We start from the raw sequence: 24,066 nt of genomic DNA on the forward strand, positions 1-24,066 counted from the left end.
CTCTAGTCTCTCCCATCGTTCTCCTCAATTCGCCCTCAACACCGAAACGGAAACACACGTGCTCGCTGCCAAAGGACTCGTCTTCCCGCCGATCAACGAACTGTTGCGTTGGCAAGACATCTTCCCGACGTTCAACAAGATCGCGCTCATCGCGTGCCTCGCGTCGCTGCTCGGCATCGGGCTCTTCCTGCTCGCCAGTCGCGCTGACGCCAAGCTCGCTCCGACGGGCCCTCGCAACCTCGCCGAGCAGGCCATCGAGTTCGTCGAAGAAGGCATCGTCATGCAGACGCTCGGCAAGGACGGTCTCAAGTGGACCCCCTTCCTGCTGAGCCTCTTCATCTTCATCTTCCTCTGCAACATCCCGGGCATCCTGCCGTTCTTCCAGATGCCGGCCACCGCTCGCATCGCCATCCCGCTGGCGCTGTCGCTGCTGGTCTGGGTCGTCTACATCGGCACCGGCCTCAAGCACCAGGGCGCTGCGTACTTCGGCCACCTGCTGTGGCCTCCGGGAGTCCCAACGGCCCTCAAGCCGCTGGTGGGCGCCATCGAGTTCATCTCGACGATCATCGTCACGCCGTTCAGCCTCACGGTGCGACTCATGGCGAACATGCTCGCCGGTCACATTCTGCTCGTCACCTTCGCACTGCTCACGCACGCGCTGGCAACGGCTGAAACCAGTCAGGCGCTGCTCGTTCCGACGAGCATCCTGCCGTTCCTGATGCTCGTCTTCTTGACGGCGTTCGAGATTCTCGTCGCCTTCTTGCAGGCGTACATCTTCGCCATCCTGGCGGCGGTCTACATCAGCAACTCCACCGCCGGTCACGGCGACGAGCACTGAGCCCGATCCCGCACGGGTTCAGCACAGATCTCCCTCACCTCTTCAAACCACAACAGGAGAAACACCCCAATGGAAGCATTCACCGCACTGGTCGCCGCTGCTGAAGAAGCAGGCGTCGATCCGGCAGATGCCAAGAACACCGCAGCCGCAGCGTCGGCTGGCTACGCCTACGGCCTCGCCGCCATCGGCCCGGGTATCGGCATCGGCTACCTCGTCGGTAAGTCCGTTGAAGCAATGGCGCGTCAGCCGGAGGCTGCCGGCATGGTCCGTACGACCATGTTCCTCGGCATCGCCTTCACCGAAGCTCTCGCACTCATCGGCTTCGTTGTCTTCATTCTTCTCAAGTTCGCCTGATTCGGCGTGCCGTGTCGTCGCTCGACTCGAGCGACGACTGAGAAGCCGTATTCGTCATAGCAATCCATGAATGGAGTTGACGTGCTGACAGCCGTCGTCACAAGTTCACATGCCTCGGGGACGATGCAGTTCACGCTGCTCGAAGCCGAAACATGTGTGCGCACCGACCTCAACGACGAGGAATTCGCGGTCGGGAGCGAAGAGTGTCCTGAGCTCAATCCGATCGCCCCCGAGGGCAAGGAGATGCTCTGGGGATTCGGAGCGTTCGTCGTCCTCGCCGTGTGTATGCGGTACTGGCTCTTCCCGAAGGTTCGGGAAGGCATGCAGGCCCGCTACGACAGCATCCAGAGCGATCGCGAGAGCGCCGAGACGCTCACCGCTGCCGCTCGGGCTGATGTCTCCGAGTACGAGGCTCGCCTCACCTCGGTGCGCGCCGAAGCCCAGCAGAAGGTCGACGCCGCCCGAGCCACGCTCGAAGCGGAACGCACCGAGAAGCTGAGCGAGGTCAACGCTCGCATCGCCGAGAAGCGTGCAGCAGCTGCGGCCGAGGTCGAAGCGGCACGTCAGGCAGCGCTCGGCGACGTCGAGTCGGCCGTGACCGCAGTCGTCACCCGCGCCGCCGAGATCGCCACGGGCAAGCCCGCCGATTCCGGCAAGGTCGCCAGTGCCGTCCGCTCCTCCATGGGAACCGGAGTTTCATCATGAACATGGCAGCGCTCCAGAGCGTCGTCGGTGTCCTGCAGGCCGAGTCGGTGCCGAACGACGGCAAGGGCTCCACCTCGCTGAGCCCGTACTTCGCGCCGATGAAGGAAGTCGTCATCGGTGGCCTCGCCACCCTGATCGTCTTCGGTCTGCTCTACAAGCTGGCCTGGCCGGCCATCGCGAAGGGCATGAAGGACCGCACCGCTCGGATCCAAGCCGATCTCGACGAGTCGGCCGCAGCCCGCGCCAAGGCCGAGGCCGACGCAGCGCAGATCCGCACCAACCTCGGTGACGTCGAAGGTGAGCGCACTCGCCTGTTCGCCGAAGCCGACCAGCAAGCCGCCGCACTCCTCGAAGACGGGCGGGCACGTCTCGCCGCCGAAGTCGCCGAGCTCGAAGCGAAGGCCGAAGCCGACATCGCAGCTGCTGCCGGACGTGGCGCCGACGACCTCCGGGCCGACATCGCACGCTTCTCGTCGCAGGCGATCGAGTCCGCTGTCACCACGTCGCTCGACGACGCGACCCAGCAGGAACTCATCGAAGGCTTCATCTCACGAGTGGGAGCACAATCATGAGCGACGCACGCATCCAGGGCTACGCCCGGGCACTCTTCGAAGTCGCCCGCGCCGAAGGAACCCTCGACGAGGTCGAAGACGAGTTGTTCCGGTTCGCCCGGTCGTACGAGTCCAGCGACGAACTCCGCAGTGCGCTGACCGACGAGCAGATCCCGGCCGACAAGCGCCAGGCGATCATCGAGGACCTCCTCGGTGGCAAGGCCACGGCGACCACGTCGCAACTCCTCGGCATGGTCGTCGGCTCCGGCCGCGGACGTGACCTCCCGGCCATCGTCGACCAGCTGGTCCACCGGGCCAGCAACGCGAAGCAGCTCGACGTGGCGCAGGTGCGCACCGCGGTTGCGCTCACGGCCGATCAGGAAGCTCGCCTCAAGGCGGCGCTCGAGAACGCCACAGGCAAGAGCCTGAACCTCAAGGCAACCGTCGACCCCTCCGTGGTTGGGGGCGTCGTTGCCGTCGTGGGTGACGATGTCATCGACGATTCCGTCCGCACTCGCATCGATCAACTCAAGAGCCGCCTCTAAGGCCGTCAGGGAAAAGCATCATGGCTGAACTCACCATCTCCGCAGCGGACATCGCTTCCGCTCTCAAGAAGAACCTCGACGGTTTCGAACCGTCGCTCGAAGCTCGCACCGTCGGGCGCGTCGCCGAAGTCGGTGACGGCATCGCCCGCGTCTCGGGCCTCCCCGACGCCGCGGTGAACGAACTGCTCGAGTTCGAAGACGGTTCCGTGGGCCTGGCCCTCAACCTCGACGAGGACTCGATCGGTGCCGTCGTGCTCGGCGACGTCGACAACATCGAAGAAGGCCAGACGGTCAAGTCGACCGGCGGCATTCTCTCGATGCCCGTCGGTGACGCGCTGCTCGGCCGTGTCGTCAACGCGCTCGGCGAGCCCGTCGACGGCGCCGGCGACCTCGTCGGTGCGATCCAGCGCCGCATGGAGATCCAGGCACCGGGCATCCTCGGCCGCAAGCCGGTGCACGAGCCGCTCCAGACCGGCATCAAGGCGATCGACGCCATGACCCCGATCGGCCGTGGCCAGCGCGAGCTGATCATCGGTGACCGCAAGACGGGCAAGACCGCCGTCGCGATCGACACGATCCTCAACCAGAAGGGTCTCGGCGTGAAGTGCATCTACGTCGCGATCGGCCAGAAGGGTTCCACGGTCGCCCAGACCGTCGCCACCCTGCGTGCCGCTGGTGCGATGGAGTACACGGTCGTCGTGACCGCTCCGGCTGCCGACTCGGCACCGTTCAAGTACCTCGCTCCGTACGCCGGTTGCGCCATCGGGCAGCACTGGATGGACAACGGCGAGCACGCTCTCGTCGTGTACGACGACCTCTCGAAGCAGGCCGACGCCTACCGTCAGATCTCGCTGCTCCTCCGCCGCCCGCCGGGCCGTGAGGCGTACCCGGGCGACGTGTTCTACTTGCACTCGCGTCTGCTCGAACGTGCCGCCAAGCTCTCCGACGAGAACGGCGCAGGTTCGCTCACCGCACTCCCGATCATCGAGACGAAGGCCGGCGACGTGTCGGCGTTCATCCCGACCAACGTCATCTCGATCACCGACGGCCAGGTCTTCCTCCAGGACGCCCTGTTCAAGTCGGGTGTTCGTCCCGCCGTCGACGTGGGCATCTCGGTGTCTCGTGTCGGTGGTGACGCACAGATCAAGTCGATGAAGAAGGTCGCCGGTACGTTGAAGCTCGACCTCGCGCAGTTCCGTGAGCTCGAAGCGTTCGCCACGTTCGGTTCCGAGCTCGACGCCATCTCCGCCGCTCAGCTCGCTCGTGGTTACCGCCTCGTCGAGCTGCTCAAGCAGCCGCTCAACTCGCCGATGCCCGTCGAGGAGCAGGTCGTGTCGATCTACGCCGGCACCAACGGCTACCTCGACGACCTGCCCGTCGTCGACGTGGTCCGCTTCGAGCGCGAGCTCATCGAGCACATGCGCACCAGCAACGCTGGTCTCCTCGAAGAGATCAAGTCGTCGGGTCTGCCCGACTCGCTCGGCGACGCGATCGCTGCGTTCAAGGCGACCTTCACGACGAGCGACGAGACGACCAACGCCGTCGACCCGACCGCCGTCGATGCCGACGAACTGGGCGACGCCGCGTCGAACAAGACGCTCGCCACCGAATAGTCGGACCCCGTTCGACCACCGACCACGAACTTCAAAGGGAACTGAACGAATGCCACAGCAGTACACAGCGGCGAATGCCGCCGAGGGAAGCGCCAGCGACGAGGCTGGCCTCCTCGGCGATCCCGCTCTGTCGCAGAGTCCTGTGCTGAGCCGAGGAGAATCGTAATGGCAGGTGGACAAGAGCGAATTCTCCGTGGACGCGTCAAGGCGATGCAGTCGACGAAGAAGATCACGCGAGCGATGGAACTCATCGCCGGTTCGCGCATCGTCAAGGCGCAGCAGCGTGTGCAAGCCGCCGTGCCGTACTCCGAGCAGATCACCGAGGTCGTCAAGGACCTCGCTGCTGCGGGTGGCACGTCCGACTCGCCGCTGCTCAAGGGCCGCGACGAGTTGAAGACCACGTGCTACGTGGCGATCACCGCCGACCGCGGACTGTGTGGCGGCTACAACGCCGGCATCCAGCGTGCGACCGAGGGCGAGGTCAAGGCCGACGTCCTCAAGGGTCTCGACTACCTCATCGTGCCGGTGGGCAAGAAGGCGGAGGGGTACTTCCGCTTCCGCAACTACCAGCTCGGCCAGTCGTTCCAGGGCTTCAGCGATCAGCCGTCGTACGACGATGCGCGTCGCATCGGTGAGTACGTCGTCGACCTCTACGCCTCGGGCAAGGTCGACAAGGTCGAACTCGTCTACACCCGCTTCATCACGGCAGGTAGCCAGGAAGTCGTGCTGCGTCCGCTCGTCCCGCTCAGCGGTGACACGGTGGCCGGAGGCGACGGCAAGGCCGGCTCCGACGACGGAACGGGTGCCGACTTCGAGTTCGAACCCGATCCGCTGACGATCCTCGATTCGCTGCTTCCTCGCTACGTCGAAGCGCGTATCTACGCTGCGCTGCTCAACGCCGCTGCCTCCGAGCACGCATTCCGTCAACGGGCGATGAAGTCGGCGACCGACAACGCCGAAGAGCTCATCAAGAGCCTCAGCATCGTCATGAACCGTGCCCGACAGGCGTCGATCACGGCCGAGATCATGGAGATCGTCGGCGGTGCCGCAGCCCTCGAAGGCGACGTCGTCGACGGTGCCTACCTCGACCTCGGTGACGACGGCTCGATGTTCAGCGGCATCAACCCCGCTGCCACCATCGCCCCGGCCGCTCCGATGGGCGACAACACCTCCTCCGCAGCGTCGAGCGCACCGGCCGGTGTGGCGACGTTGGAGCGAGAAGAAGCTCCTGAGCCCGCATCCGACGCAGCCCCTGCCGGCGATGTGGAGCCAGACGACCTGAAGCGCATCAAGGGTGTCGCCTCGGTTCTCGAAGGACGTCTCCACGAGATGGGGATCTTCACCTTCAAAGAAATCACCACGTGGAACGACGAAGACATGGATCGCATCGACGATCACCTCGGCTTCGAAGGCCGCATCCAACGTGACGACTGGCAAGGACAGGCCCGCCAGTTCCACAACGAGAAGTACCCCGACGACCAGATCTGATCTCACACAGGAGACCATCGAAATGACCATGACAGAAAACGAACTCCAGAGCGGCCGAGTCGTCGGTATTGCTGGCCCCGTGATCGACGTCGAGTTCCCCCGCGGCGCTCTTCCCGAGATCAACACGGCCCTCGAATTCGACGTGACCCTCGAAGGTGAGACGATCGTCGTCCTCGCCGAGGTCGCACAGCAGCTCGGCAACGGACGTGTCCGCGCCGTCTGCATGAAGCCGACCGACGGTCTCGTGCGTGGCGCCGAAGTGCGCAACACCGGCCACGGCATCCAGGTGCCGGTCGGCGAGAAGGTACTCGGCAACGTCTGGAACGTGTGGGGCGAAGCCCTCGACACGCAGCCCGACGGCATCGAGTCGGTCGAGCGCTGGGACATCCACCGCGACGCACCGACCTTCGACGCACTCGAGCCCTCGGCTCGCATGTTCGAAACGGGCATCAAGGTCGTCGACCTGCTCACCCCGTACGTCTCGGGCGGCAAGATCGGCCTGTTCGGCGGTGCCGGCGTGGGCAAGACCGTGCTCATCACCGAGATGATCAACCGTGTTGCCTCGCAGCACGGTGGTGTGTCGGTGTTCGCCGGCGTCGGTGAGCGCACCCGTGAGGGCACCGACCTCCGCCTCGAGATGATCGAGTCCGAGGTGTACGAAAAAGCTGCCCTCGTGTTCGGCCAGATGGACGAGCCGCCGGGCGTGCGCCTCCGTGTCGCCCTGTCGGCGCTGACGATGGCGGAGTACTTCCGTGACGTCGCCAACCAGGACGTCCTCCTGTTCGTCGACAACATCTTCCGCTTCGTGCAGGCCGGTTCCGAGGTGTCGACGCTCCTCGGTCGTATGCCTTCCGCCGTGGGTTACCAGCCGACGCTCGCCGACGAGATGGGGCAGCTCCAGGAGCGCATCACCTCGACGAAGGGCCGCTCGATCACCTCGCTGCAGGCCGTGTACGTCCCTGCTGACGACTACACCGACCCGGCGCCGTTCACGACCTTCACGCACCTCGATGCCACGACCGAGCTCTCCCGCCAGGTGGCGGCGCTCGGTATCTACCCGGCGGTCGACCCGCTCGCATCGACCTCGACGATCCTCAGCCCCGAGGTCGTCGGCGACCACCACTACAACGTGGCCCGTCGTGTGCAGGAGACGCTGCAGCGCTACAAGGAACTGCAAGACATCATCGCCATCCTCGGTCTCGACGAACTGTCGGAGGAAGACCGTCTCACGGTGTCGCGTGCTCGTAAGGTCGAGCGCTTCCTGTCGCAGCCGTTCTACGTCGCCAAGACCTTCACCGGTCTCGACGGTGAGTACGTGCCCGTCGCCGAGACCGTCGAGTCGTTCGAAGCGCTCATCGACGGTCAGCTCGACGATCTGCCCGAGCAGGCGTTCTTGAACGTCGGCAACATCGACCAGGTCCAGGCCAAGGCCAAGGCCCTGGCGGAGAGCTGATCATGGCCGACTCGATGCGAGTCGACATCGTGTCACCCGAGAAGGTCCTCTTCTCGGGTGAGGCCAACATGGTCATCACGCGCACCAACGGTGGCGGCGAGATCGCCTTCCAGGCCGGCCACGCGCCGTTCCTGGGAGCGCTCGTCGAGAACCACACGCGGATCTTCCTCACCGACGGCAAGATCCAGGACGTCGCCGTACACCGCGGCTTCGTCGAGGTGAGCGGCAACACGGTGTCGATCCTGTCCGACGTCGCCGAACTGGCCGACGAGATCGATGTCGCCCGGGCCAAGCAAGCGCTCGAGCGCCACGAGATGACGCTCAAGACCGAGACGGTCGAGGCGAACATCGCCGACGCCGTCGCCGGCAAGGCCCGAGCACGAGCTCGTCTCACCACCACCGGCACCTCCTTCACCGCCTGATTCGGGCGAGCGCTCCGTCTCGACGGAGCCACATGTCATCGACACGAAGCGGCCCCTCGGGGCCGCTTCGCTGCGTCACGGGGGCCGAGCGTCTGGCAGGATCTGTCCATGACCGCTTACCTCATCGTGAACTACGACGTCGACAATCCGGAGCTGTACGGCGAGTACCAGCAAGGCGCCGGCCCGGCCCTGAAGATCGGTACCGATTGCAAGCTGTTGGTGCTCGACGGTGACTCCACTCAGGTCGAGGGGGAAGGCGCCGGCAAGCAGACCGTGGTGCTCGAGTTCGAGTCGATGGAGAAGGCCAAGGAGATCTACGAGTCGGGCGAGTACCAGGCGGTCGTCGGCAAGCGCCACGACGCCACGTCGAAGCACTTCGCCGTGCTCGTCAACGGCTTCGGCTGAACGCGTCCGGCGGATCGAGCCGACGGCGGAGGTCCCAACCTTCGTCGCTCGGCCCGTTCGCTTCCAGGTGGCGGAGGCGTCGCACGCCGTCGTCGAGCGTCGGGATCTCACCGGCCGGAAGCCACCACAGCACGTTGATCAGCCCCTCGGGGCGTTGGAACCACTCCGCGCGTCGCCGCAGGTAGCTCGCGTGCCCGCTCTTGTACATGAAGTGCTGGAGCGACTCGAGCGACTCCCACACCGACATGTTGGGCGCCCACAGCGGGTCGGTGGCACCCGGCACCTCCACGTGGGTCGATGACTGGCCCGAGTCGTCTTGCAGCCTCCACACGAACCCTGGCGTCGCTTCGGCTATCGCGTTGATCGGGTCGAGCGCGGCACGAAACTCCGCCATCTCGTCGGTGTCGAGCGGCGCGCGCAGCAGGCCGAGGTTGAGTTGTGCCAGGTGATACGTCGTCATCAGACATGAGAGTACAGTCTCATGTCTGCACGATCGTGATCAGTAGTCGATGGCCGCGAACTCGCGAAGCTTCTTGACCCGGTGGCGAGCGTCGATGAACCGGACCGTGCCCGATCGTGAGCGCATCACGAGGCTCTGCGTGCGGGCCCCGCGAGCGTCGAAGCGGACGCCGCGGAGCAGCGCCCCGTCGGTGAGGCCCGTGGCGGCGAAGAACGCGTTGTCGCTGGTGATGAGGTCGTCTTGGGTCATGACGCGGTCGAGGTCGTAGCCGGCGTCGAGCATCGCGTTCTTCTCGTCGTCGCTCTGCGGGGCGAAGCGCACCTGCATCTCACCGCCCATCGCCTTCATGGCGGCGGCGGAGATGACGCCCTCGGGGGTGCCGCCGATGCCGAACAGCACGTCGACGCCGGCGTCGGGCCACGACGTGGCCACCGAGCCGTAGACGTCGCCGTCGCTGATGAGCCGGATACGACAGCCGGCCGCACGCACCTCGCGGATGAGGTCTTCGTGGCGCGGGCGGTCGAGGATCACCGCAGTGAGGTCGCGGACGTCGTTGCGCTTCGACTTGGCGATCCATCGCAGGTTCTGTGTGGCGCTGGCGGTGATGTCGATCGCGCCGACCGACTCGGGGCCGACGCAGATCTTCTGCATGTAGAACGACGGGCCCGGGTCGAGCATCGAGCCGCGGTCGGCCACCGCGATGACCGAGAGTGCGTTGGTCTTGCCGTGTGCTGTGAGGGTGGTGCCGTCGATCGGGTCGACGGCGACGTCGACGAGCGGCAGTGAACCGTCGCCGACCTCCTCGCCGTTGAACAGCATCGGGGCATCGTCCTTCTCGCCTTCGCCGATGATGACGGTGCCGGTCATCGACACCGTCGAGAGCGAGAGGCGCATCGCCTCGACGGCTGCCCCGTCGGCGGCTTCCTTCTCGCCTCGGCCGACCCATCGGGCGGCGGCCATGCATGCTGCTTCGGTCGCTCGGACGAGCTCCATGGCGAGGTTTCGGTCTGGTTGCTGGCGTGACGACGATGTCATGTCTTCAACGTAACCAATGCGGCCCGAACTCTCCGTTTCCGGCCGATCGGATTCGGCCGGAAACGGAGCTGGTTTCGGCTACGACCTGACTCGGCGTCGGTGTCGCGAGCGATATCGGTGATGGCCGCTGGCCTCACGGAACTCTTTCGAGACGCTCGTGTGTCGACGCAGGTCCGAGTGGATCTGTCGGATGATGAGCAGGTCGTGGTGTGTGCTGATGCCGTACATGGCGGTGCTGCTTTCTGTTGGTGGTTGTTGTTGGGGAACCGGTGCGCGTGTGCGCAGCGAGTGGGGACGGGCGCGGCTCGGCCACTGGGCGCAAGATCGCCCTTCGGTGGAAAGGTCGCCTGACCGGTGGACGGGGCGCGATGGCCGGATCGTCAGCCGAGGCGGCAGAGCACGAGGGGTGCCGCTCCGATGGCGACGCGGGTCGTGTCGTTGCCGGGATTCGGCATGTTCGGCGTGTCGGTTGGGTTGATCATCGGGGCACCTCCTCTCGTGGGTCGAGGCACAGTGTCGGCGAAACGGCAGCGGTCGATCAAGTGGGTTTCGCGTCGCCCTACGATTCGGGCGTGCTCGATCCGATTCCGTTGTCGCTCGTCCAGTCGGGAATCGACCTGACCGAACCGAAACCGGTGCCCGGTGGCGGTGCGGTGAGCTGGGTGCAGCGGTGGGGCCGGCAGTCGGCGATCGTGATCCAACACCTCGATCGTCGGCCGCCACGTCTGCTGAGCCACGGACCCGACCCTGCCCCGGGGCGTGGCCTCGGCGGCGCCTGTTACACGTGGACCGGCGGGGGTGCCGAGCTGGTGTACGTGACGTCGGAGGGGTCGCTGTGGCTGCAACCGAGTGATGGTTCGGCAGGGCGCATGGTCACCTCGATCGAGGGATCGTGTCGGGCCCCGGCGGTCGATTCGATGACCGCCGGCGGCACGAGCGAGTTCGTCGTCTACGTGGTCGACGAGGCTCGCGTGATGTCGACATCGTTGTCGTCGGGGGAGACGCAGCGCCTCGACGATGGTCGCCACGAGTTCTGTTTCGATCCGTGCGTGTCTCCGGACGGAACGATGGTGTCGTGGGCCGGTTGGAGCCCACCCGACATGCCGTGGGACGGCGCGGTGCGTGTCGACTGCTCGTTGGCGACCGGAGCGATCAGCATCACGGGCATCGACGACGCAGCGATCCAACAGCCGCGCTTCGCTCCCGACGGCCGCCCGATGCACGTCCACGACGGCTCGGGGTGGCTCAACGTGTACCTCGGCGGCGACACTGTCGTCGCCGAGTCGCTGGAGCATGCCGGGCCGACGTGGGGGATGGGCAACCGCTCGTACGACGTGTCGCCCGACGGCGCTCGAGTCGCGTTCACGCGCAACGAAGCCGGTCACGGAAGCCTGAACGTGGTCGATCTGTCGAGCGGTGAGGTGGAACGACTCGGCCGCGGCGTGCACGGTCACGTGATGTGGCTCCCCGACGGCGAATCGGTGGTGGCGTTGCGCAGCGGCGCTCGCACTCCGACACAGGTCGTGATCTACGAGGTCGGAGGCGGCGAAGCGACTCGCCGCCCGCTCGCAGTCGGTCCGAACGAGGCGTGGAGCAGCCGGGATCTGCCCGAACCAGAACTCGTCGCGTGTGAGTCGTCGGACGCGAGCGCCACGTTGCACGCTCGACGGTTCGTCGCGGGCGAAGGCCGAACGATCTGCTGGGTGCACGGCGGACCGACCGATCAGTGGCAGGTCGAGTGGCGTCCGAGGTTCTCGTACTGGCTGAGCCGCGGGTGGGACATCCTCGTGGTCGATCCCCGTGGCACGACCGGGCACGGTCGCGAGTACCAACAGGCGCTACACGGTGGTTGGGGTCGCCTCGACGTCGACGACACCGCCGACCTGCTCGCTTGCTCGCACTCGCAGGGCTGGTCGAGTCCCGACCGCACGGTGATGATGGGTGGGTCGTCGGGTGGGTTGACGGTGCTCGGCGTGCTCGCCGACCACGGCCACCTCGTCGCCGGGGGCGTCGCGTCGTATCCGGTGAGCGACCTGTTGGCGCTGACGGAGGTGACCCATCGCTTCGAGGCGCACTACACCGACACCCTGGTCGGACCGTTGCCCGAGTCCGCCGACCGATACACCGAGCTGTCGCCGATCCACCGTGCCGACCGAATCGTGCAACCGGTGCTGGTGTTCCACGGCACCGACGATCCGGTCGTGCCGATCGAGCAGAGCACCGCGCTCGTCGAACGGATCCGAGCAGTGGGCGGCGACATCGACTACGTCGTGTACGACGGCGAAGGCCACGGATTCCGCGACCCGGTCAACGTCGCCGACGAGTACGCCCGCACCGAGGTATTCCTCGACCGAATCGTCGGCGGGTGAACGTTCAGTCGGCGTACTGGACTTCGACCTTGAGGAGCCGGATGTTGTCGTGCGGCCACGCAGTGACGTTGCTGTTCGACGACAGCCTGGCGCTCGCCTCGAGCACGTACGAGTAGTTGTCGTTGTCGACCTGCTCATCGATCAGCGTCTTCGACACCCATTCGAGGTAGTCGCCGCTCGTCCCCGACGAGTTCGCCACACCGATGATCGTGCGCACGCCGGCGTCGTCGTACCTGACGAGCTCGACTCGAAGGTCGTCGGGGCCGGTGTTGTCGAACACGGTCGCCCGGAGTTCGCCCAGTTGGGCACCGTCGGGGAGTGACACGCCGGCTTCGAGCTGATACCCATCCTCGCCGTTCGGGATCCAGACCCCACCGCCGGTCATCTCGTACTCTGCCGGGCTCGCCCGATGGCTGAACTCCGGAGCAGCGACTGCGATGGTGCCGATGCGCAGACCGGCGATCGCGATGAGCGCCTCGGTCGTGGCCCGGTCGTAGTAGCGCTCGTCGCTCTCGGACTTGGTGTAGTTGCGGTCGTCGATCTCGGTCTTGGTGTAGTAGCGGTCGTCGTGGTTGTGGTCGGTGTAGAACCCGGCGACGTCGATCACGACGTTGACGTCACCTCGTTCGTTGTAGATCTTGAAACTGCCGTCGGAGGCGAGTGCCGTCGTGACGGCGTTGGGGATCGGCGGAGCACCGACCGACGGGTTCAGACTCGCCGCCTCGGGGCGATCGCCGTCGGGCCAGAAGGTGAGGAACGTCTGGCTGGTCGCGCCGAGCGCCGTGACGTTGAGCACGAGCGCGGTGGCATCGTCGGGAAGATCGGCGGCCACGCACTGACCCTGCTCGCCACGGGCGGCGATGGTGTAGACCTCGTCGGGTCCGATCGGAACGTTGCGCGGTCCGATCTGGTTGTTCGAGCGGGTGTCGGCCAGTCGGCACGGGCTGATCGGTGTGTAGGTCGAGCGCTCCCCGGAGTCTTGCACGGCGTTGGCGAGTCCGAAGCCGCCCCCGGCGCCGAGGGCGACCGCGACAGCGGCGCCGAATGCAGCCCAACGAGATCGAGCGAGGCGTGGGGCGGGGGAGTTCTGCGTCGTCATGTGCATCAATCTGGCAGCTCGGCGTCATCGGAGCGCAAATCGCCCGCGAAGCACAGCGAATCCGTGCGGCGGTAGCGTGCAGCCGTGGCATTCGTGAACAAGCAAGGTGGCGCCGAGAAGCACGAGACGCAGGCCGGCGCCGGGCTCGACATCGACTTCGACCCGTCCGACCCCGCGACCGTCAAGGTGCACTACGACCTCTCGGCGTGGACCTTCGACCAGCGCGCCGAGCTGAGCGAAGCGCTCGCCGACGCCGATCTGCCGCATGCCTGGGACGGCGAGGAGTTGCTCGTTCCCGAATCGGTCGAAGACGCCACCGACGCCATGTTCGACAAGCTCGAAGCCGAGATCGGGCCGTTTCCGATCGGTCTCGACGACGACGCCGAGTCGACGGAGTTCAACCTCGACGAGTGGACCGATGCCGACCGCAAGGTGCTGACGGAGTCGCTCGTCGAATCCGAGATTCCGCACCGCTGGACCGGAGCCACCGTGATCGTCGCGCAAGACGCCGAAGACGCCGTCGATGACCTCCTCGACGCGATCGAGTCCGGCGAGCTGATGTCGGCCGATCCGAGCTCGGAGGCGAGCGCCCCCGATGGTGTGCTGTCCGATGTGTTCCTCGCAGCGAACAAGTTGGCCAAGGACCCGTTCGACGCCAAGTCACGCACACTGCTCATCGACCTGAACGAGCAGATCGACCCGAAGCATCCGCCCTACGCCTTCGCCCCACGCACGTGGTCGCAGGTGGTCGACGGCGTCGGCAAGATCGTCGACCGGATCATGGCCGACGCCTCCGGCGACCGCGTCGACGACGACGGTTCCGACCGGCTCGACGAGTCATCGGACGTCATCGGGCTCGCGCAGTCGCTGCGCGAACTCGTTCGGCCCTTCGTCTGAGCCCGATGCTGCTCGCCGAGCTCGAGATCCATCACAGTCGGCCGGTGCAGCCGACGCGCCGTGTCGCGCTCGGGCACATGGTGCTGCCGGTCGACCCGGCTCCGGGTTTCGGCGGGCTCCTGATCGGGGCGATCATCGCCCAGCACCTCGACGGCGTCGACGACGATCTCGTTCCTGACATCCATCACCTGATCAAGCAGGTCGGTTCGGGTGAACGGATCGTCCAGCCGAGGCTCCGTCACCGGTTCCAGATCGACCGCCACGGGCTGTCGCACAGCACGCATCAACTCGTGGGTGAAGGCGACGACATCTCGTTCGACTTCGCCACCACCGGGTCCGATCTGGCACAGGTGCTCGGGGCGATCTACGCCGTCGAGCGGTTGGCGATGGAACACCGTCGCCAGCTCATGCCCCTGCTCGAGAAGGCGGCGCGTTGGCGCGGCCCGATCGGGCCGACGATGATCGCGCACTTCGCCGGTTCGCAGACCACGACGCTCGAAGCGCTGGCCGATCCGCGCGGCTGGGCGATGCAGATCATGGGATTCGAAGTGACCGGCAAACGGCCGTCGAAGCGAGAGGTGACCAAGGCGTTTCGCGAGCGGATGCGTGGGGTGCACCCCGATCACGGCGGTGCCGAGATCGACGCGGCCAAAGCGATGAGCGACCTGAGCGAAGCCCGTCGCATCCTCAACGCCAAGTCCTGAACCCGGACGGTTTGTCTCAGAGACAAACCGTCCGGTCAGTCGAGGGGTACGGCTCGGTCGCCGCCGATGTCGAGCCGACCGTCTTCGGGGTTGAGGTCTTCGAGTTCGGTGTGGGCGGTCTCGGGATACGCCGCGACCACGAGGACGGTCACGACCAACTGGCCGACGGCCATGAGCGCCATCACCGAGCCGTACGACCAGTCGCGGTCGAGGAGTTGGCCGGTGGCCAGCAGGCCGCCGATGCCCCCGACCAGGGCGAACGCCGTGATGAACCCGGCCGCCCGCGTGCGGTTGCCGGTGGGGAACAGTTCGGTGCGGTACACCGCCATGGCCGGGAACACGGAGCTGCCCAGGATCCCGCCGACGAGCGAGAACGCCCACAGCCCGAGGCCGCCGACGCTGAACGCGGCCACGATCGCAATGACCGATGCCGGCAGTGCGATCGAGATCAACCGGCGCCGTCCGCGCTGATCGGCGATCCGTCCGCCGACGATCAGCCCGATGCCGGCCGGCGTACCGACAAGGATCGAGAAGAGGCCGATGTCGCCGGCCGAGAAGTTGCGCACGTCCTCGAGGTAGCTGTTCTGGAAGAAGCTGGCGGGCGAGATGAAGATGTTGCCCATGAAGGCGACGGCCGCGAGGAGGGCGAAACGCTTGCGGTCGAGGCGCGGGGCTCGCGAGGGTCGGTCGACGCGGGCGGCCTCGGCGGTGAATCGACGCGTCTCGGGCAGTCGGCGGACGAGGTCGAGGGCGACGATGCACCAGATCGCCGACACGACGTAGACGAGGCGCCATCCGCTCTCGCCCGTGTCGGCGAGTCGCAACGACATCACGGCGATGCCTGCACCGAACCCGGACGCCATGGCGAGCACGCTCACCGCGTACGCGCGGCTGTTCTTCGGCATCTCCTCCGAGGCGATCACGCCCACGAGGAAGGCGAGAGCGATACCCATGGGGCGACCGAACGCCTGCGTGATCACGAGGATCTCGAACGACGGAGCAATGGCGCTGAGCAGGCACAACAGCGGGCCGAGCCAGGCGACGACGACCACGACGCGTCGTCGTCCGATCCGATCGGCGAGCACTGCCGCCGGGAGTGCGACCACGATGCCGGCGCGAACCACGGCACCCGCCACGCCGACACCGGTGTTACCGACGCCGAAGTCATCGGCCGCGAATTCGGCGGTCTGCGTGAACAAGGTGTTGACGAATGCTGCCGACATCGACGCGGCGGCGAGCAGCCCGAGGACGAGGAGTTGCGTGGCGTCGAGCCGATCGGGCGGGAGCCACCATCCGGTCGACGAGAGACGCCGAGCGAGCACGCCGCGAGCCGGCCGCTTGAACAGCCAGCCGAACCACGGAATCTGCAGTCGGTAGGTCGTCGTCTCGACGATCTCGGTGTCGGTGGTGTCGACCGTCCGGAGATACGACGAGAACGGACCGTGCTGCTGGGCGTACACGGCGGCCCCGTCGTCACTGGTCGACGGGCCGGATTCGGCGACAAGATCGTCCCGAGCGACGAGGATCAGGTTGCGGTGCTCGGCGTCGTTCGGCCAGCGTCGGGTGAGGGTGCTCCCGCCAGACGTCACCGGGCGAGCATACTGGTGCGCTGTGAACGCACTGCTTGAGCCAGACGAGCAACTCGAGACGATCCGCGTGCGCGGGAACGGTCCACTCGAAGGCACCGTGCACGTGCCCGGGGCGAAGAACTCCGTGCTCAAACTGATGGCCACCACCATTCTGTGCGACGGAGCATTCGAGCTGAGCAACGTCCCCGACATCGCCGACGTCGCCATCATGGGTGACCTGCTCGCGGCGATCGGTGTCGAGATGACGCGGCCGGGCCCGGGCGAACTGGTGCTCGTCAACACGGGCAAGATCACGCCGGTCGCCCCGTACGAACTCGTCGAGCGGATCCGGGCGTCGATCAACGTGCTCGGCCCGCTGCTGACGCGCTGTGGCGAGGTTCGCCTCTCGATGCCGGGCGGCGACGACTTCGGGGCGCGACCGATCGACATGCACATCGCCGGGCTCGAAGCGATGGGCGCCGAGTTCAAGTTCAGCCACGGCTACCTCGAAGCGCGCGCCGATCGCCTCCACGGCGCCGACATCACGTTCGACTTCCCGTCGGTCGGTGCCACCGAGAACCTCATGACGGCGGCCGTGCTCGCCGACGGCGTCACCACGATCGACAACGCCGCGCGCGAACCCGAGATCACCGACCTCTGCGAGTTCCTGGTGTCGATGGGCGCCAAGATCGACGGCATCGGCACGCCGACGCTCGTCATCGAAGGCGTCGAGCAGTCGACGTTGCGCCCGGTCCGCCACCAGACCGTTCCCGATCGCATCCAGGCCGCCACGTATCTCGCCGCCTGTTCGGTCGCCGGCGGCCGACTCGACATCGTCGGCGCCCGCGCCGACCACATGACGATGCTGCTCGACCGCTTCGCCAACATGGGTCTCGACCTCACCCCGACCGACACCGGCATCGTCGTCGCGTCCGACGAACGCCCGCGGTCGATCGACGTCGCGACGCTGCCGTACCCCGGCATCGCCACCGACTACAAGCCGCTGATCATCACGATGCTGGCGGTCGCCGACGGCGTCGGGATCGTCACCGAGAACCTCTACCCGGGTCGCTTCCGCTACGTCGAAGAACTGCAGCGCCTCGGCGCCGACGTGCGCACGAGCGGCCACCACGCGGTCATCCGCGGCGTGCCGCGACTGTCGGGTGCCCCGGTGAAGGCCCACGACATCCGCGCCGGCGCAGCGATGGTGGTGGCCGGTCTCGCCGCCGAAGGGGAGACCACGATCTCGGGGATCCACCACATCGACCGGGGCTACGACGATCTCGTCGGCCGTCTCCAGGCCGTGGGCGCCGACATCGAACGCGACTGACAGGTCCCAGGGAGACGCCGGCGGGGAGTGAACGGGTCAGTCGTTGGAGGGCGGTGTCATCTTGTCGACACGGCGCTTGGCGACGACCAGCAACGCGGCGATGACCGCCATGGGTCCACCGATGAGCAGCGCCTCGTCCCAGCCACCCTGGTGAGCGAGGAGCGACGCAACGACGATGGGCACGTCACGAAGGGTACGGGGGAATCAGGATCGACCGGCCGCGGTTGATTGAATGGACGTCGACGAACAGGATGCACACATGCAGGAACAGGTTGAAGCCACCATCGAAGTGATCCGTCCGGCGCTCCAAGCCGACGGCGGCGACATCGTCCTGCACAAGGTCAACGAAGACACCGGCATCATCGAGGTCGAACTCACGGGCGCCTGCGTCGGCTGTCCGGCGTCGTCGCACACGCTCAAAGCCGGTATCGAACGCATCATGCGGGACCGCATCGACGGGGTCACCGAAGTGATCAACATCGCCGACGACGCCGCTGCCGAGGCGATCGACGCCTGATTGGGTTCTGGCACCGCCGGTCGGTGAGACTGTGTGCTCATGGCGCGTCAACGTCTCCCGGTCCCCGAACTCTTCCAAGCTGCTCTCGACGGTGATCGATCGTCGCTGGCCAGGTTGTTGTCGCTCATCGAGCGCGGCGACGACGAAGCCCGCGAGATCGGTCGGCTGGCGTATCCCCGCTCGGGTGCGGGCTACACCGTCGGCCTCACCGGTGCCCCCGGTGCCGGCAAGTCGACGTTGACCAGCTCGATCATCGGCCACCTGCGATCGCTCGAGCTCGAGATCGCCGTCCTCGCGATCGACCCGTCGTCGCCGTTCACCGGTGGCGCGATCCTCGGCGATCGAGTCCGCATGCAAGACCATGCGACCGACCCCGGCGTGTTCATCCGTTCGATGGCGACAAGAGGTCATCTCGGTGGTCTTTCGCTCGCCACTCCCGAGGCCGTGCGCGCGCTCGATGCGATCGGGCGCCACTGGATCCTGGTCGAGACCGTGGGCGTGGGCCAGGTCGAGGTCGAGGTGGCCGGCAAGGCCGACACGACCGTCGTCGTCGTCAACCCCGGCTGGGGCGACAGCGTGCAGGCGAACAAGGCCGGTCTGATGGAGATCGCCGACGTCTTCGTCATCAACAAGGCCGACCGCAAGGGTGCCGACGAGACCCGGCGAGATCTCATGCAGATGCTCGATCTCTCCGACCTCGACCACGACACCTGGCGTCCACCGATCGTGTCGACGGTCGGCACCACGGGCGAGGGGATCGTCGAGTTGTGGGACACCGTGCTCGAACACCGAGCGCACGTCGAGTCGTCGGGTGTGCTCGCCGAGCGTCGAACGTTCCGGCTTCGTGAAGAGCTCCGCGAGATCATCGCGCAGCGCCTCGGCCGTCGTGCCCGTGAGATCTGCACCGGCGACCGCTGGGACGAGCTCACCGAGGAAGTCGTCGCTCGGTCCACCGACCCGTGGACCGCCGCCGACGAAATGCTCGTCGGCCTCGCCTGACCCGCCCGTCAAATGGTGTCTGACACCGGATGACGGGGAGTGGAGTTCGTGCGAGGGCGCTGCGTCTGGCAAGCTCGGCGCCATGGCTGATTACGAACTCCTCACCTTGGAACGGCGCGACGACGGGGTGGCGGTCATCACGCTCGCGAACGGCAAGGTCAATGCCCTCTCGGGCGAACTCGTCGCCGAGATCGGTGCCGCAGCGAACGAACTCGCCGACGATCTGCCCGGCGCGGTCGTCGTGACCGGCGGCGACCGGATCTTCGCCGCAGGTGCCGACATCTCGCAGTTCGGTGGACAGGAAGAAGCACGCACCATCGGTCCGGCGATCCACGAGGCGTTCAACACACTCGCGGCACTGCCCCGGCTCGTCATCGCCGCCGTGAGCGGCTACGCGCTCGGTGGTGGATGCGAACTGGCGCTGGCGTGCGACTACCGCATCGCCTCGGAGAAGGCCGTGTTCGGCCAGCCCGAGATCCTCCTCGGCATCATCCCCGGCGGCGGCGGAACGCAGCGGCTGGCCCGCGTCGTCGGCCCGAGCAAGGCCAAGGAACTGTGCCTCACGGGCCGTCAGGTCAAGGCCGACGAAGCGCTGCGGATCGGCCTCGCCGACGAAGTGGTGGCGCCCGATGATCTCCACGACCGTGCGCTCGCGCTCGGCGCTGAGCTGGCCAAGGGTGCGCTCGTCGCGCAAGGCATCGCCAAGCAGGCGATCGATCAGGGCCTGTCGACCTCGCTCGCCGACGGCCTCCAGATCGAACTCGATGCCTTCACCGAGGTGTTCGGTACCGACGACTCGCAGATCGGCGTGAAGAGCTTCCTCGAGAACGGGCCGGGCAAGGCCGAGTTCACCGGCCGCTGAGCGTCCGGCGCCCGCGCCGCCGCAGGGGCGCGACATCGGCGACCACGCTCGCGTCACCGTCACCGTCATAGAGCGGGCGTCGGAGCGACCGTGCATCGCCGGCGAGCCACAGCCCGACGCAGGTCAGCACCACCATCACCCCGGCGACCACGCCGTACGCGACGGTGCGGCCGGCGTGTTCGTACACGAAGCCGGTCACCACCGCCATGATCCCGGCCATGATCGCCTGGGTGGCCCCGAGCATGCCCTGGGCGCCCGCCTGGCGGTCGGCGGGCACCAACATGCCGGCGGCCACGCCGGGGCCGCTGATCGTCATGCCGTCGCTGACCGCATGCATCATCGCCAGCGCGAAGATGAGGCCACCGGTGGGGAGCAAGCCGTAGCCGAGGAGGAATCCGGCGCCGGCGAAGAGCCCGATCGCGCTCAACCGGAACGGACCGAAGGTCTGCGCCGTTCTCCCGGCGAACGGGCCGAGGATCACGAGCGGAATCGCGAAGAGGGTGATGCCGAGGTTGGCGATCCACTCGGCGGTGCCGAGTTCGTCGTGTACGAGCGCCCAGAGTGCGTCGAACCCACCGATCATCACGAACGTGACCCCGGCGAGCACGGTGGCACCGGCGAACGGTCGGCTGCGAAGGAGGTCGAACGCCAACCGCTTGCGCGGTCGGGCCTCGACGGCGGTCTCGTCGACCGGGACACGTGCGACGAACGGGAGGAGCACGACGGCGACGACGCTGATGACGATGAAGGGTGCGGCGATGCCGAACGGTCCGACGAGCGCGGCCGAGATCGCCGGACCCATGGCGAAGCCGAACACGTCGGCCGACAGCAGGCGACCGAGGTTGCTGCCGAGGTTGTCGGGGTCGGCGAGGATCACGATCCGTCGCACCGCAGGGCTGGCCGCGCCGATTCCGAGACCGGAGATGAACCGGCCGATCAGGATGGGTGTGAGGGTCGTGCCCAATGCCATCAGCAGCAGACCCACGACGTTGACGCCGACGCCGACGAGCACGATCGTGCGCGCGTGGCCGCGGTCGGCGTACGGGGCGATGAGCACCTGGCTCAGGAAGCCCGAGAGGAAGCCGAGCCCGATGACGATGCCGATCGACGACTCGCTGATGCCGTACTCGGTCTTGTAGTCGTCGACGATCGTGAAGAGCACGCCGTACCCGGCCGCGAGCGTGGCCATCAGCCCGCCGAAGGCGAACAGCATCCGCAGCGGGGACGGTGGGGCGACGTCGGGGACGGCCGTCGTTGCGACGGGGGCTGCGGGCATCGTTGGAGGCTACTGACGCGAGGCGTCGCGATGCCCTCGGTTTCGGTCGACACCGGTCACCCGGCACCGCCCACCGATCTGATCAGGCGATGGCGACGAGCCCGGTCTCGTAGATGCTGCTCAACGCCCGATGCGTCGGGAGCGCACGAACGCTGGCTCCCCAACGGCCGCCGAGGGTGGCGCTGAACTCGCCGGTGAACGTGCCCGAACCGTCGTGCTGCATCGCGATGACCTCGTGATGGCGAGGGTCGATCGACCCGTCGGCACCGATCGGGCCGTGCACGATCTGGACGACCAGTTCGTCGAGACGCAGTTGGCCGGGCTCGACCGTGGCCGTGACCCGTCGTGGGGCTCCAGCGACGCCGTCGCCGAAGTCGGCCTCGGCGATCGACACCGACACCGAGTCCCACACCGAGGTGACGCCCGAGCGCCAAGCGGCGAGTTCGCGGGCGCATTCGCCGTCGGAGGCCACTGCCTGATCGCCGGCTTCGGCAGCCGGTTCGTAGAGCTTCGTGGTGTAGTCACGGACCATGCGGCCCGCAATGACGTTCCAGCCGAGCGTGGCCCAGTTGTCTTTGACGCGGTCGATCCAGCCGTGCGGCAGCCCGTCGTCACCCGTTGCGTAGTACAGCGGGATCAGTTGTTGCTCGAGCACGTCGAAGGTGGCCGACGCCTCTCGCCGGTCGCGGCGTGCGTCGTCGTGGTCGTCGTCGAACGACGGAATGTCGAAGCCGTTCGTGCCGTCGGACATCTCGTCCCACCAGCCGTCGAGGATCGAGCAGTTGAGCACACCGTTGAGGGCGGCCTTCATACCGCTCGTGCCACACGCTTCCATCGGACGCCGCGGTGTGTTGAGCCAGACGTCGCAGCCGTGGTACATCGTGCGGGCGATGCCGATGTCGTAGTCGGGGAGGAACACGAAGCGGTGGCGCACGTCGGCCTGCTGCGTGATCTCGTGGATGTTCTGGATGAGCGACTTGCCGGGGTGATCGGCAGGGTGTGCCTTGCCGGCGAAGACGAACTGCACGGGCCGATCGGCCGACAACAGGAGCGCCTTGAGCCGGTCGAGTTGCCCGAGGAGCAGGTTGGCCCGCTTGTAGGTGGCGAAGCGGCGAGCGAACCCGATGGTGAGCACGTCGGGGTCGAGGAGGTCGGAGCCCAGGCGGTCGCGGACGAGGTCGACCAGTTCTTGGCGTCCTTGCCGGCGCACCGACCAGATGGCCGCGTTGTCGACGTCACGCACCCGTGCAAAGTTCTCGGCGTCGGCCAGATGCCAGTCGTCGCCGACTGCGTCGGAGAGCAGTTCGTCGATGCGGTCGCTCACCCACGATCGGGCGTGGACACCGTTGGTGATGTGGCCGATCGGCGTCTCCTGTGCGTCGAGTGCGGGCCACATGCCGCTGAACATGTCGCGGGCGACTGCGCCGTGGAGCGCAGCCACACCATTGCGACGCGAGGCGAGGCGAAGCCCCATGACCGCCATGTTGAACTTGCCGTCGGGCTCGTCGGCCCGGCGGCCGAGCTCGAACAGTTCGTCGAACGTGATGCCGAGCGACGGTGCGAAGTCGGCGAAGTACTGCTCGAACAGCTCACGAGGGAAGCGGTCGATTCCGGCAGGTACCGGGGTGTGCGTGGTGAACACGCCTCCGGCGCGCACGGCTTCGATCGCCTCGGCGAACGTGAGCCCACGCTCGACCCACTCGCGGACTCGTTCGAGACCGAGGAATCCGGCGTGGCCTTCGTTCATGTGGAACACCTGCGGCTCGAGCCCCAGCGCACGGAGCGCTCGGACGCCTCCGATGCCGAGGATGATCTCCTGGCGGAGCCGGTGTTGTTCGTCGCCGCCGTACAGGCGGTTGGTGATCGACACGATCTCGGGGCTGTTCTCGGCGAGGTTGGTGTCGAGCATGTAGAGCGCGATGCGACCGACGTCGACCCGCCACACACGAACGGCGGCGGTGACCCCGGCCAGATCGACGTGCACGGTCACGCCGGTGTCGACGAGGCCGAGCGCGTTCGGATCGATGCGATCGTTGCGCTCCTCCTGCCACCCGTCGCTGTTGAGGCGCTGGCGGAAGTATCCCTCCGCGTAGAGGAGCCCCACACCGATGAGCGGCACGCCGAGGTCGGACGACGCCTTGAGGTGGTCGCCGGCCAGGACGCCGAGCCCACCCGAGTACTGCGGAAGCGCCTCGGTGATGCCGAACTCCGGTGAGAAGTAGGCGACGCTGCGCAGCGCGGATTCGTCGGCGCGGTCACCGAACCACGACGGGCCGTCGATCGCCTGGTCGAGTCGCTCGACCGCAGCACCGACCTGGCGGACGAAGCCCGCGTCGGCGGCGAGCTCGTTCCAGCGCTGAGGCGTGGTGCGGCGGATCAGATCGGTCGGGTGTTGGCCGGTGCGTCGCCAGCTGTCGTCGGCGTGTTGTTCGTCGACGCGGTCGAACACCGCGGCGAGTTCGCGGTCCCAGGCCCAGTGGAGGTTCGCGGCCAGTCGCGGCAAGGCCTCGAGCTCGGTCGGAATCTCGCTGACGACGGTGAATTGATGTGTCGGGAGCATCGTTCGCTGAGGGTAA

The 24,066-nt window shown here is 66.9% G+C and carries 23 protein-coding genes and 1 pseudogene; 17 read left to right on the forward strand and 7 right to left on the reverse strand.

Features of this window, described 5'->3' with window-relative positions:
* Window positions 1-58 precede the first annotated feature (58 nt).
* From atpB to YM304_RS05355, 10 genes and pseudogenes are all read left to right on the forward strand, one after another.
* Window positions 59-838, forward strand: a complete 780-nt coding sequence (gene atpB, locus YM304_RS05310; RefSeq protein ID WP_015440620.1) for a F0F1 ATP synthase subunit A — start codon at window positions 59-61, stop codon at window positions 836-838.
* Window positions 839-907: 69 nt separating this feature from the next.
* Window positions 908-1,192: an ATP synthase F0 subunit C gene (gene atpE, locus YM304_RS25545; protein ID WP_015440621.1), complete on the forward strand. Its 285-nt coding sequence runs from the start codon at window positions 908-910 to the stop codon at window positions 1,190-1,192.
* A 123-nt stretch (window positions 1,193-1,315) separates the two neighbouring features.
* Window positions 1,316-1,897, forward strand: a complete 582-nt coding sequence (locus YM304_RS05320) for a F0F1 ATP synthase subunit B family protein (RefSeq protein WP_041298036.1) — start codon at window positions 1,316-1,318, stop codon at window positions 1,895-1,897.
* A gap of 2 nt (window positions 1,898-1,899) precedes the next feature.
* Entirely contained in the window at window positions 1,900-2,469 is a 570-nt protein-coding gene (locus YM304_RS05325) for a F0F1 ATP synthase subunit B family protein (RefSeq protein ID WP_162142038.1), read from the forward strand.
* A complete protein-coding gene (gene atpH, locus YM304_RS05330) occupies window positions 2,466-2,993 on the forward strand; it encodes an ATP synthase F1 subunit delta (protein ID WP_015440624.1) in 528 nt (175 codons plus the stop codon). Before YM304_RS05325 ends, atpH begins: the two co-directional genes overlap by 4 nt.
* 20 nt (window positions 2,994-3,013) lie before the next feature.
* Window positions 3,014-4,606, forward strand: a complete 1,593-nt coding sequence (atpA, locus tag YM304_RS05335; protein ID WP_015440625.1) for a F0F1 ATP synthase subunit alpha — start codon at window positions 3,014-3,016, stop codon at window positions 4,604-4,606.
* Window positions 4,607-4,771: 165 nt separating this feature from the next.
* Window positions 4,772-5,662: pseudogene (locus YM304_RS05340) on the forward strand (F0F1 ATP synthase subunit gamma); the annotation flags it as partial.
* Window positions 5,663-6,122: 460 nt separating this feature from the next.
* On the forward strand, window positions 6,123-7,547 hold the full coding sequence (gene atpD, locus YM304_RS05345) for a F0F1 ATP synthase subunit beta (RefSeq protein WP_041299023.1): 1,425 nt from the start codon (window positions 6,123-6,125) through the stop codon (window positions 7,545-7,547).
* A 2-nt stretch (window positions 7,548-7,549) separates the two neighbouring features.
* Window positions 7,550-7,969, forward strand: coding sequence for an ATP synthase F1 subunit epsilon (gene atpC / locus YM304_RS05350; RefSeq protein WP_015440628.1), 420 nt, complete (start codon window positions 7,550-7,552; stop codon window positions 7,967-7,969).
* Window positions 7,970-8,077: 108 nt separating this feature from the next.
* Window positions 8,078-8,374 carry a DUF1330 domain-containing protein gene (locus tag YM304_RS05355; protein WP_015440629.1) on the forward strand — a complete coding sequence of 99 codons (297 nt, stop codon included), beginning with the start codon at window positions 8,078-8,080 and terminating at the stop codon, window positions 8,372-8,374.
* Here YM304_RS05355 and YM304_RS05360 read toward each other — a convergent pair.
* Both YM304_RS05360 and glpX read right to left on the reverse strand, forming a co-directional pair.
* The gene (locus YM304_RS05360; RefSeq protein ID WP_015440630.1) at window positions 8,358-8,834 is read right to left on the reverse strand and encodes a DUF3291 domain-containing protein; all 477 of its coding nucleotides are present in this window, start codon (window positions 8,832-8,834) and stop codon (window positions 8,358-8,360) included. The genes YM304_RS05355 and YM304_RS05360 overlap by 17 nt on opposite strands.
* A 39-nt stretch (window positions 8,835-8,873) precedes the next feature.
* Window positions 8,874-9,869 carry a class II fructose-bisphosphatase gene (gene glpX, locus YM304_RS05365; RefSeq protein WP_015440631.1) on the reverse strand — a complete coding sequence of 332 codons (996 nt, stop codon included), beginning with the start codon at window positions 9,867-9,869 and terminating at the stop codon, window positions 8,874-8,876.
* Window positions 9,870-10,441: 572 nt separating this feature from the next.
* On the opposite strand from glpX, the gene YM304_RS05370 reads away from it, so the two are divergent.
* On the forward strand, window positions 10,442-12,238 hold the full coding sequence (locus YM304_RS05370) for a S9 family peptidase (protein WP_162142039.1): 1,797 nt from the start codon (window positions 10,442-10,444) through the stop codon (window positions 12,236-12,238).
* A 4-nt stretch (window positions 12,239-12,242) separates the two neighbouring features.
* On the opposite strand, the gene YM304_RS05375 is transcribed toward YM304_RS05370, so the two are convergent.
* Window positions 12,243-13,337: a hypothetical protein gene (locus YM304_RS05375; protein ID WP_015440633.1), complete on the reverse strand. Its 1,095-nt coding sequence runs from the start codon at window positions 13,335-13,337 to the stop codon at window positions 12,243-12,245.
* Between the two features lie 84 nt (window positions 13,338-13,421).
* Here YM304_RS05375 and YM304_RS05380 point away from each other — a divergent pair, with 84 nt between their 5' ends.
* Together YM304_RS05380 and YM304_RS05385 are read left to right on the forward strand one after the other, a co-directional pair.
* Entirely contained in the window at window positions 13,422-14,234 is an 813-nt protein-coding gene (locus YM304_RS05380; protein ID WP_041298038.1) for a hypothetical protein, read from the forward strand.
* Window positions 14,235-14,239: 5 nt separating this feature from the next.
* Window positions 14,240-14,938 (forward strand): J domain-containing protein, encoded by a 699-nt coding sequence (locus tag YM304_RS05385; protein WP_015440635.1) that lies wholly within the window; start codon window positions 14,240-14,242, stop codon window positions 14,936-14,938.
* A gap of 35 nt (window positions 14,939-14,973) precedes the next feature.
* On the opposite strand, the gene YM304_RS05390 is transcribed toward YM304_RS05385, so the two are convergent.
* On the reverse strand, window positions 14,974-16,527 hold the full coding sequence (locus tag YM304_RS05390) for an MFS transporter (RefSeq protein WP_015440636.1): 1,554 nt from the start codon (window positions 16,525-16,527) through the stop codon (window positions 14,974-14,976).
* Window positions 16,528-16,549: 22 nt separating this feature from the next.
* Between YM304_RS05390 and murA the strand changes: the two genes are divergently transcribed.
* Window positions 16,550-17,836, forward strand: coding sequence for a UDP-N-acetylglucosamine 1-carboxyvinyltransferase (gene murA / locus YM304_RS05395; protein WP_015440637.1), 1,287 nt, complete (start codon window positions 16,550-16,552; stop codon window positions 17,834-17,836).
* 36 nt (window positions 17,837-17,872) lie between these two features.
* Here murA and YM304_RS24580 read toward each other — a convergent pair whose 3' ends face one another.
* Complete coding sequence (locus YM304_RS24580; protein ID WP_154723315.1) at window positions 17,873-18,019, reverse strand: hypothetical protein; 147 nt, start codon at window positions 18,017-18,019, stop codon at window positions 17,873-17,875.
* Window positions 18,020-18,095: 76 nt separating this feature from the next.
* On the opposite strand from YM304_RS24580, the gene YM304_RS05400 reads away from it, so the two are divergent.
* From YM304_RS05400 to YM304_RS05410, 3 genes are all read left to right on the forward strand, one after another.
* Window positions 18,096-18,353, forward strand: coding sequence for a NifU family protein (locus YM304_RS05400; protein ID WP_015440638.1), 258 nt, complete (start codon window positions 18,096-18,098; stop codon window positions 18,351-18,353).
* Window positions 18,354-18,392: 39 nt separating this feature from the next.
* Window positions 18,393-19,352: a methylmalonyl Co-A mutase-associated GTPase MeaB gene (gene meaB / locus YM304_RS05405; protein WP_041298039.1), complete on the forward strand. Its 960-nt coding sequence runs from the start codon at window positions 18,393-18,395 to the stop codon at window positions 19,350-19,352.
* A gap of 82 nt (window positions 19,353-19,434) precedes the next feature.
* Complete coding sequence (locus YM304_RS05410) at window positions 19,435-20,214, forward strand: enoyl-CoA hydratase/isomerase family protein (protein WP_015440640.1); 780 nt, start codon at window positions 19,435-19,437, stop codon at window positions 20,212-20,214.
* Here the strand turns inward: YM304_RS05410 and YM304_RS05415 are convergent.
* Both YM304_RS05415 and glgP read right to left on the reverse strand, forming a co-directional pair.
* Window positions 20,201-21,490, reverse strand: a complete 1,290-nt coding sequence (locus YM304_RS05415) for an MFS transporter (protein ID WP_015440641.1) — start codon at window positions 21,488-21,490, stop codon at window positions 20,201-20,203. The genes YM304_RS05410 and YM304_RS05415 overlap by 14 nt on opposite strands.
* Before the next feature lie 82 nt (window positions 21,491-21,572).
* Window positions 21,573-24,050: an alpha-glucan family phosphorylase gene (gene glgP, locus YM304_RS05420; RefSeq protein ID WP_015440642.1), complete on the reverse strand. Its 2,478-nt coding sequence runs from the start codon at window positions 24,048-24,050 to the stop codon at window positions 21,573-21,575.
* Window positions 24,051-24,066 lie beyond the last annotated feature (16 nt).

The organism is Ilumatobacter coccineus YM16-304, assembly GCF_000348785.1.
Taxonomy (GTDB): Bacteria; Actinomycetota; Acidimicrobiia; order Acidimicrobiales; family Ilumatobacteraceae; genus Ilumatobacter_A; species Ilumatobacter_A coccineus.

Excerpts from the sequence above, each read along its gene's own strand:
- YM304_RS05325 (WP_162142038.1), top strand. The coding sequence starts at position 1,900 with ATGGCAGCGCTCCAGAGCGTCGTCGGTGTCCTGCAGGCCGAGTCGGTG.
- YM304_RS05375 (WP_015440633.1), bottom strand. The coding sequence starts at position 13,337 with ATGACGACGCAGAACTCCCCCGCCCCACGCCTCGCTCGATCTCGTTGG.
- YM304_RS05355 (WP_015440629.1), top strand. The coding sequence starts at position 8,078 with ATGACCGCTTACCTCATCGTGAACTACGACGTCGACAATCCGGAGCTG.
- atpE (WP_015440621.1), top strand. The coding sequence starts at position 908 with ATGGAAGCATTCACCGCACTGGTCGCCGCTGCTGAAGAAGCAGGCGTC.
- YM304_RS05320 (WP_041298036.1), top strand. The coding sequence starts at position 1,316 with ATGCAGTTCACGCTGCTCGAAGCCGAAACATGTGTGCGCACCGACCTC.
- glgP (WP_015440642.1), bottom strand. The coding sequence starts at position 24,050 with ATGCTCCCGACACATCAATTCACCGTCGTCAGCGAGATTCCGACCGAG.
- YM304_RS05400 (WP_015440638.1), top strand. The coding sequence starts at position 18,096 with ATGCAGGAACAGGTTGAAGCCACCATCGAAGTGATCCGTCCGGCGCTC.
- atpD (WP_041299023.1), top strand. The coding sequence starts at position 6,123 with ATGACAGAAAACGAACTCCAGAGCGGCCGAGTCGTCGGTATTGCTGGC.
- atpH (WP_015440624.1), top strand. The coding sequence starts at position 2,466 with ATGAGCGACGCACGCATCCAGGGCTACGCCCGGGCACTCTTCGAAGTC.
- YM304_RS05385 (WP_015440635.1), top strand. The coding sequence starts at position 14,240 with ATGCTGCTCGCCGAGCTCGAGATCCATCACAGTCGGCCGGTGCAGCCG.
- glpX (WP_015440631.1), bottom strand. The coding sequence starts at position 9,869 with ATGACATCGTCGTCACGCCAGCAACCAGACCGAAACCTCGCCATGGAG.
- YM304_RS05360 (WP_015440630.1), bottom strand. The coding sequence starts at position 8,834 with ATGACGACGTATCACCTGGCACAACTCAACCTCGGCCTGCTGCGCGCG.
- atpC (WP_015440628.1), top strand. The coding sequence starts at position 7,550 with ATGGCCGACTCGATGCGAGTCGACATCGTGTCACCCGAGAAGGTCCTC.
- YM304_RS05410 (WP_015440640.1), top strand. The coding sequence starts at position 19,435 with ATGGCTGATTACGAACTCCTCACCTTGGAACGGCGCGACGACGGGGTG.
- meaB (WP_041298039.1), top strand. The coding sequence starts at position 18,393 with ATGGCGCGTCAACGTCTCCCGGTCCCCGAACTCTTCCAAGCTGCTCTC.
- YM304_RS05415 (WP_015440641.1), bottom strand. The coding sequence starts at position 21,490 with ATGCCCGCAGCCCCCGTCGCAACGACGGCCGTCCCCGACGTCGCCCCA.
- atpA (WP_015440625.1), top strand. The coding sequence starts at position 3,014 with ATGGCTGAACTCACCATCTCCGCAGCGGACATCGCTTCCGCTCTCAAG.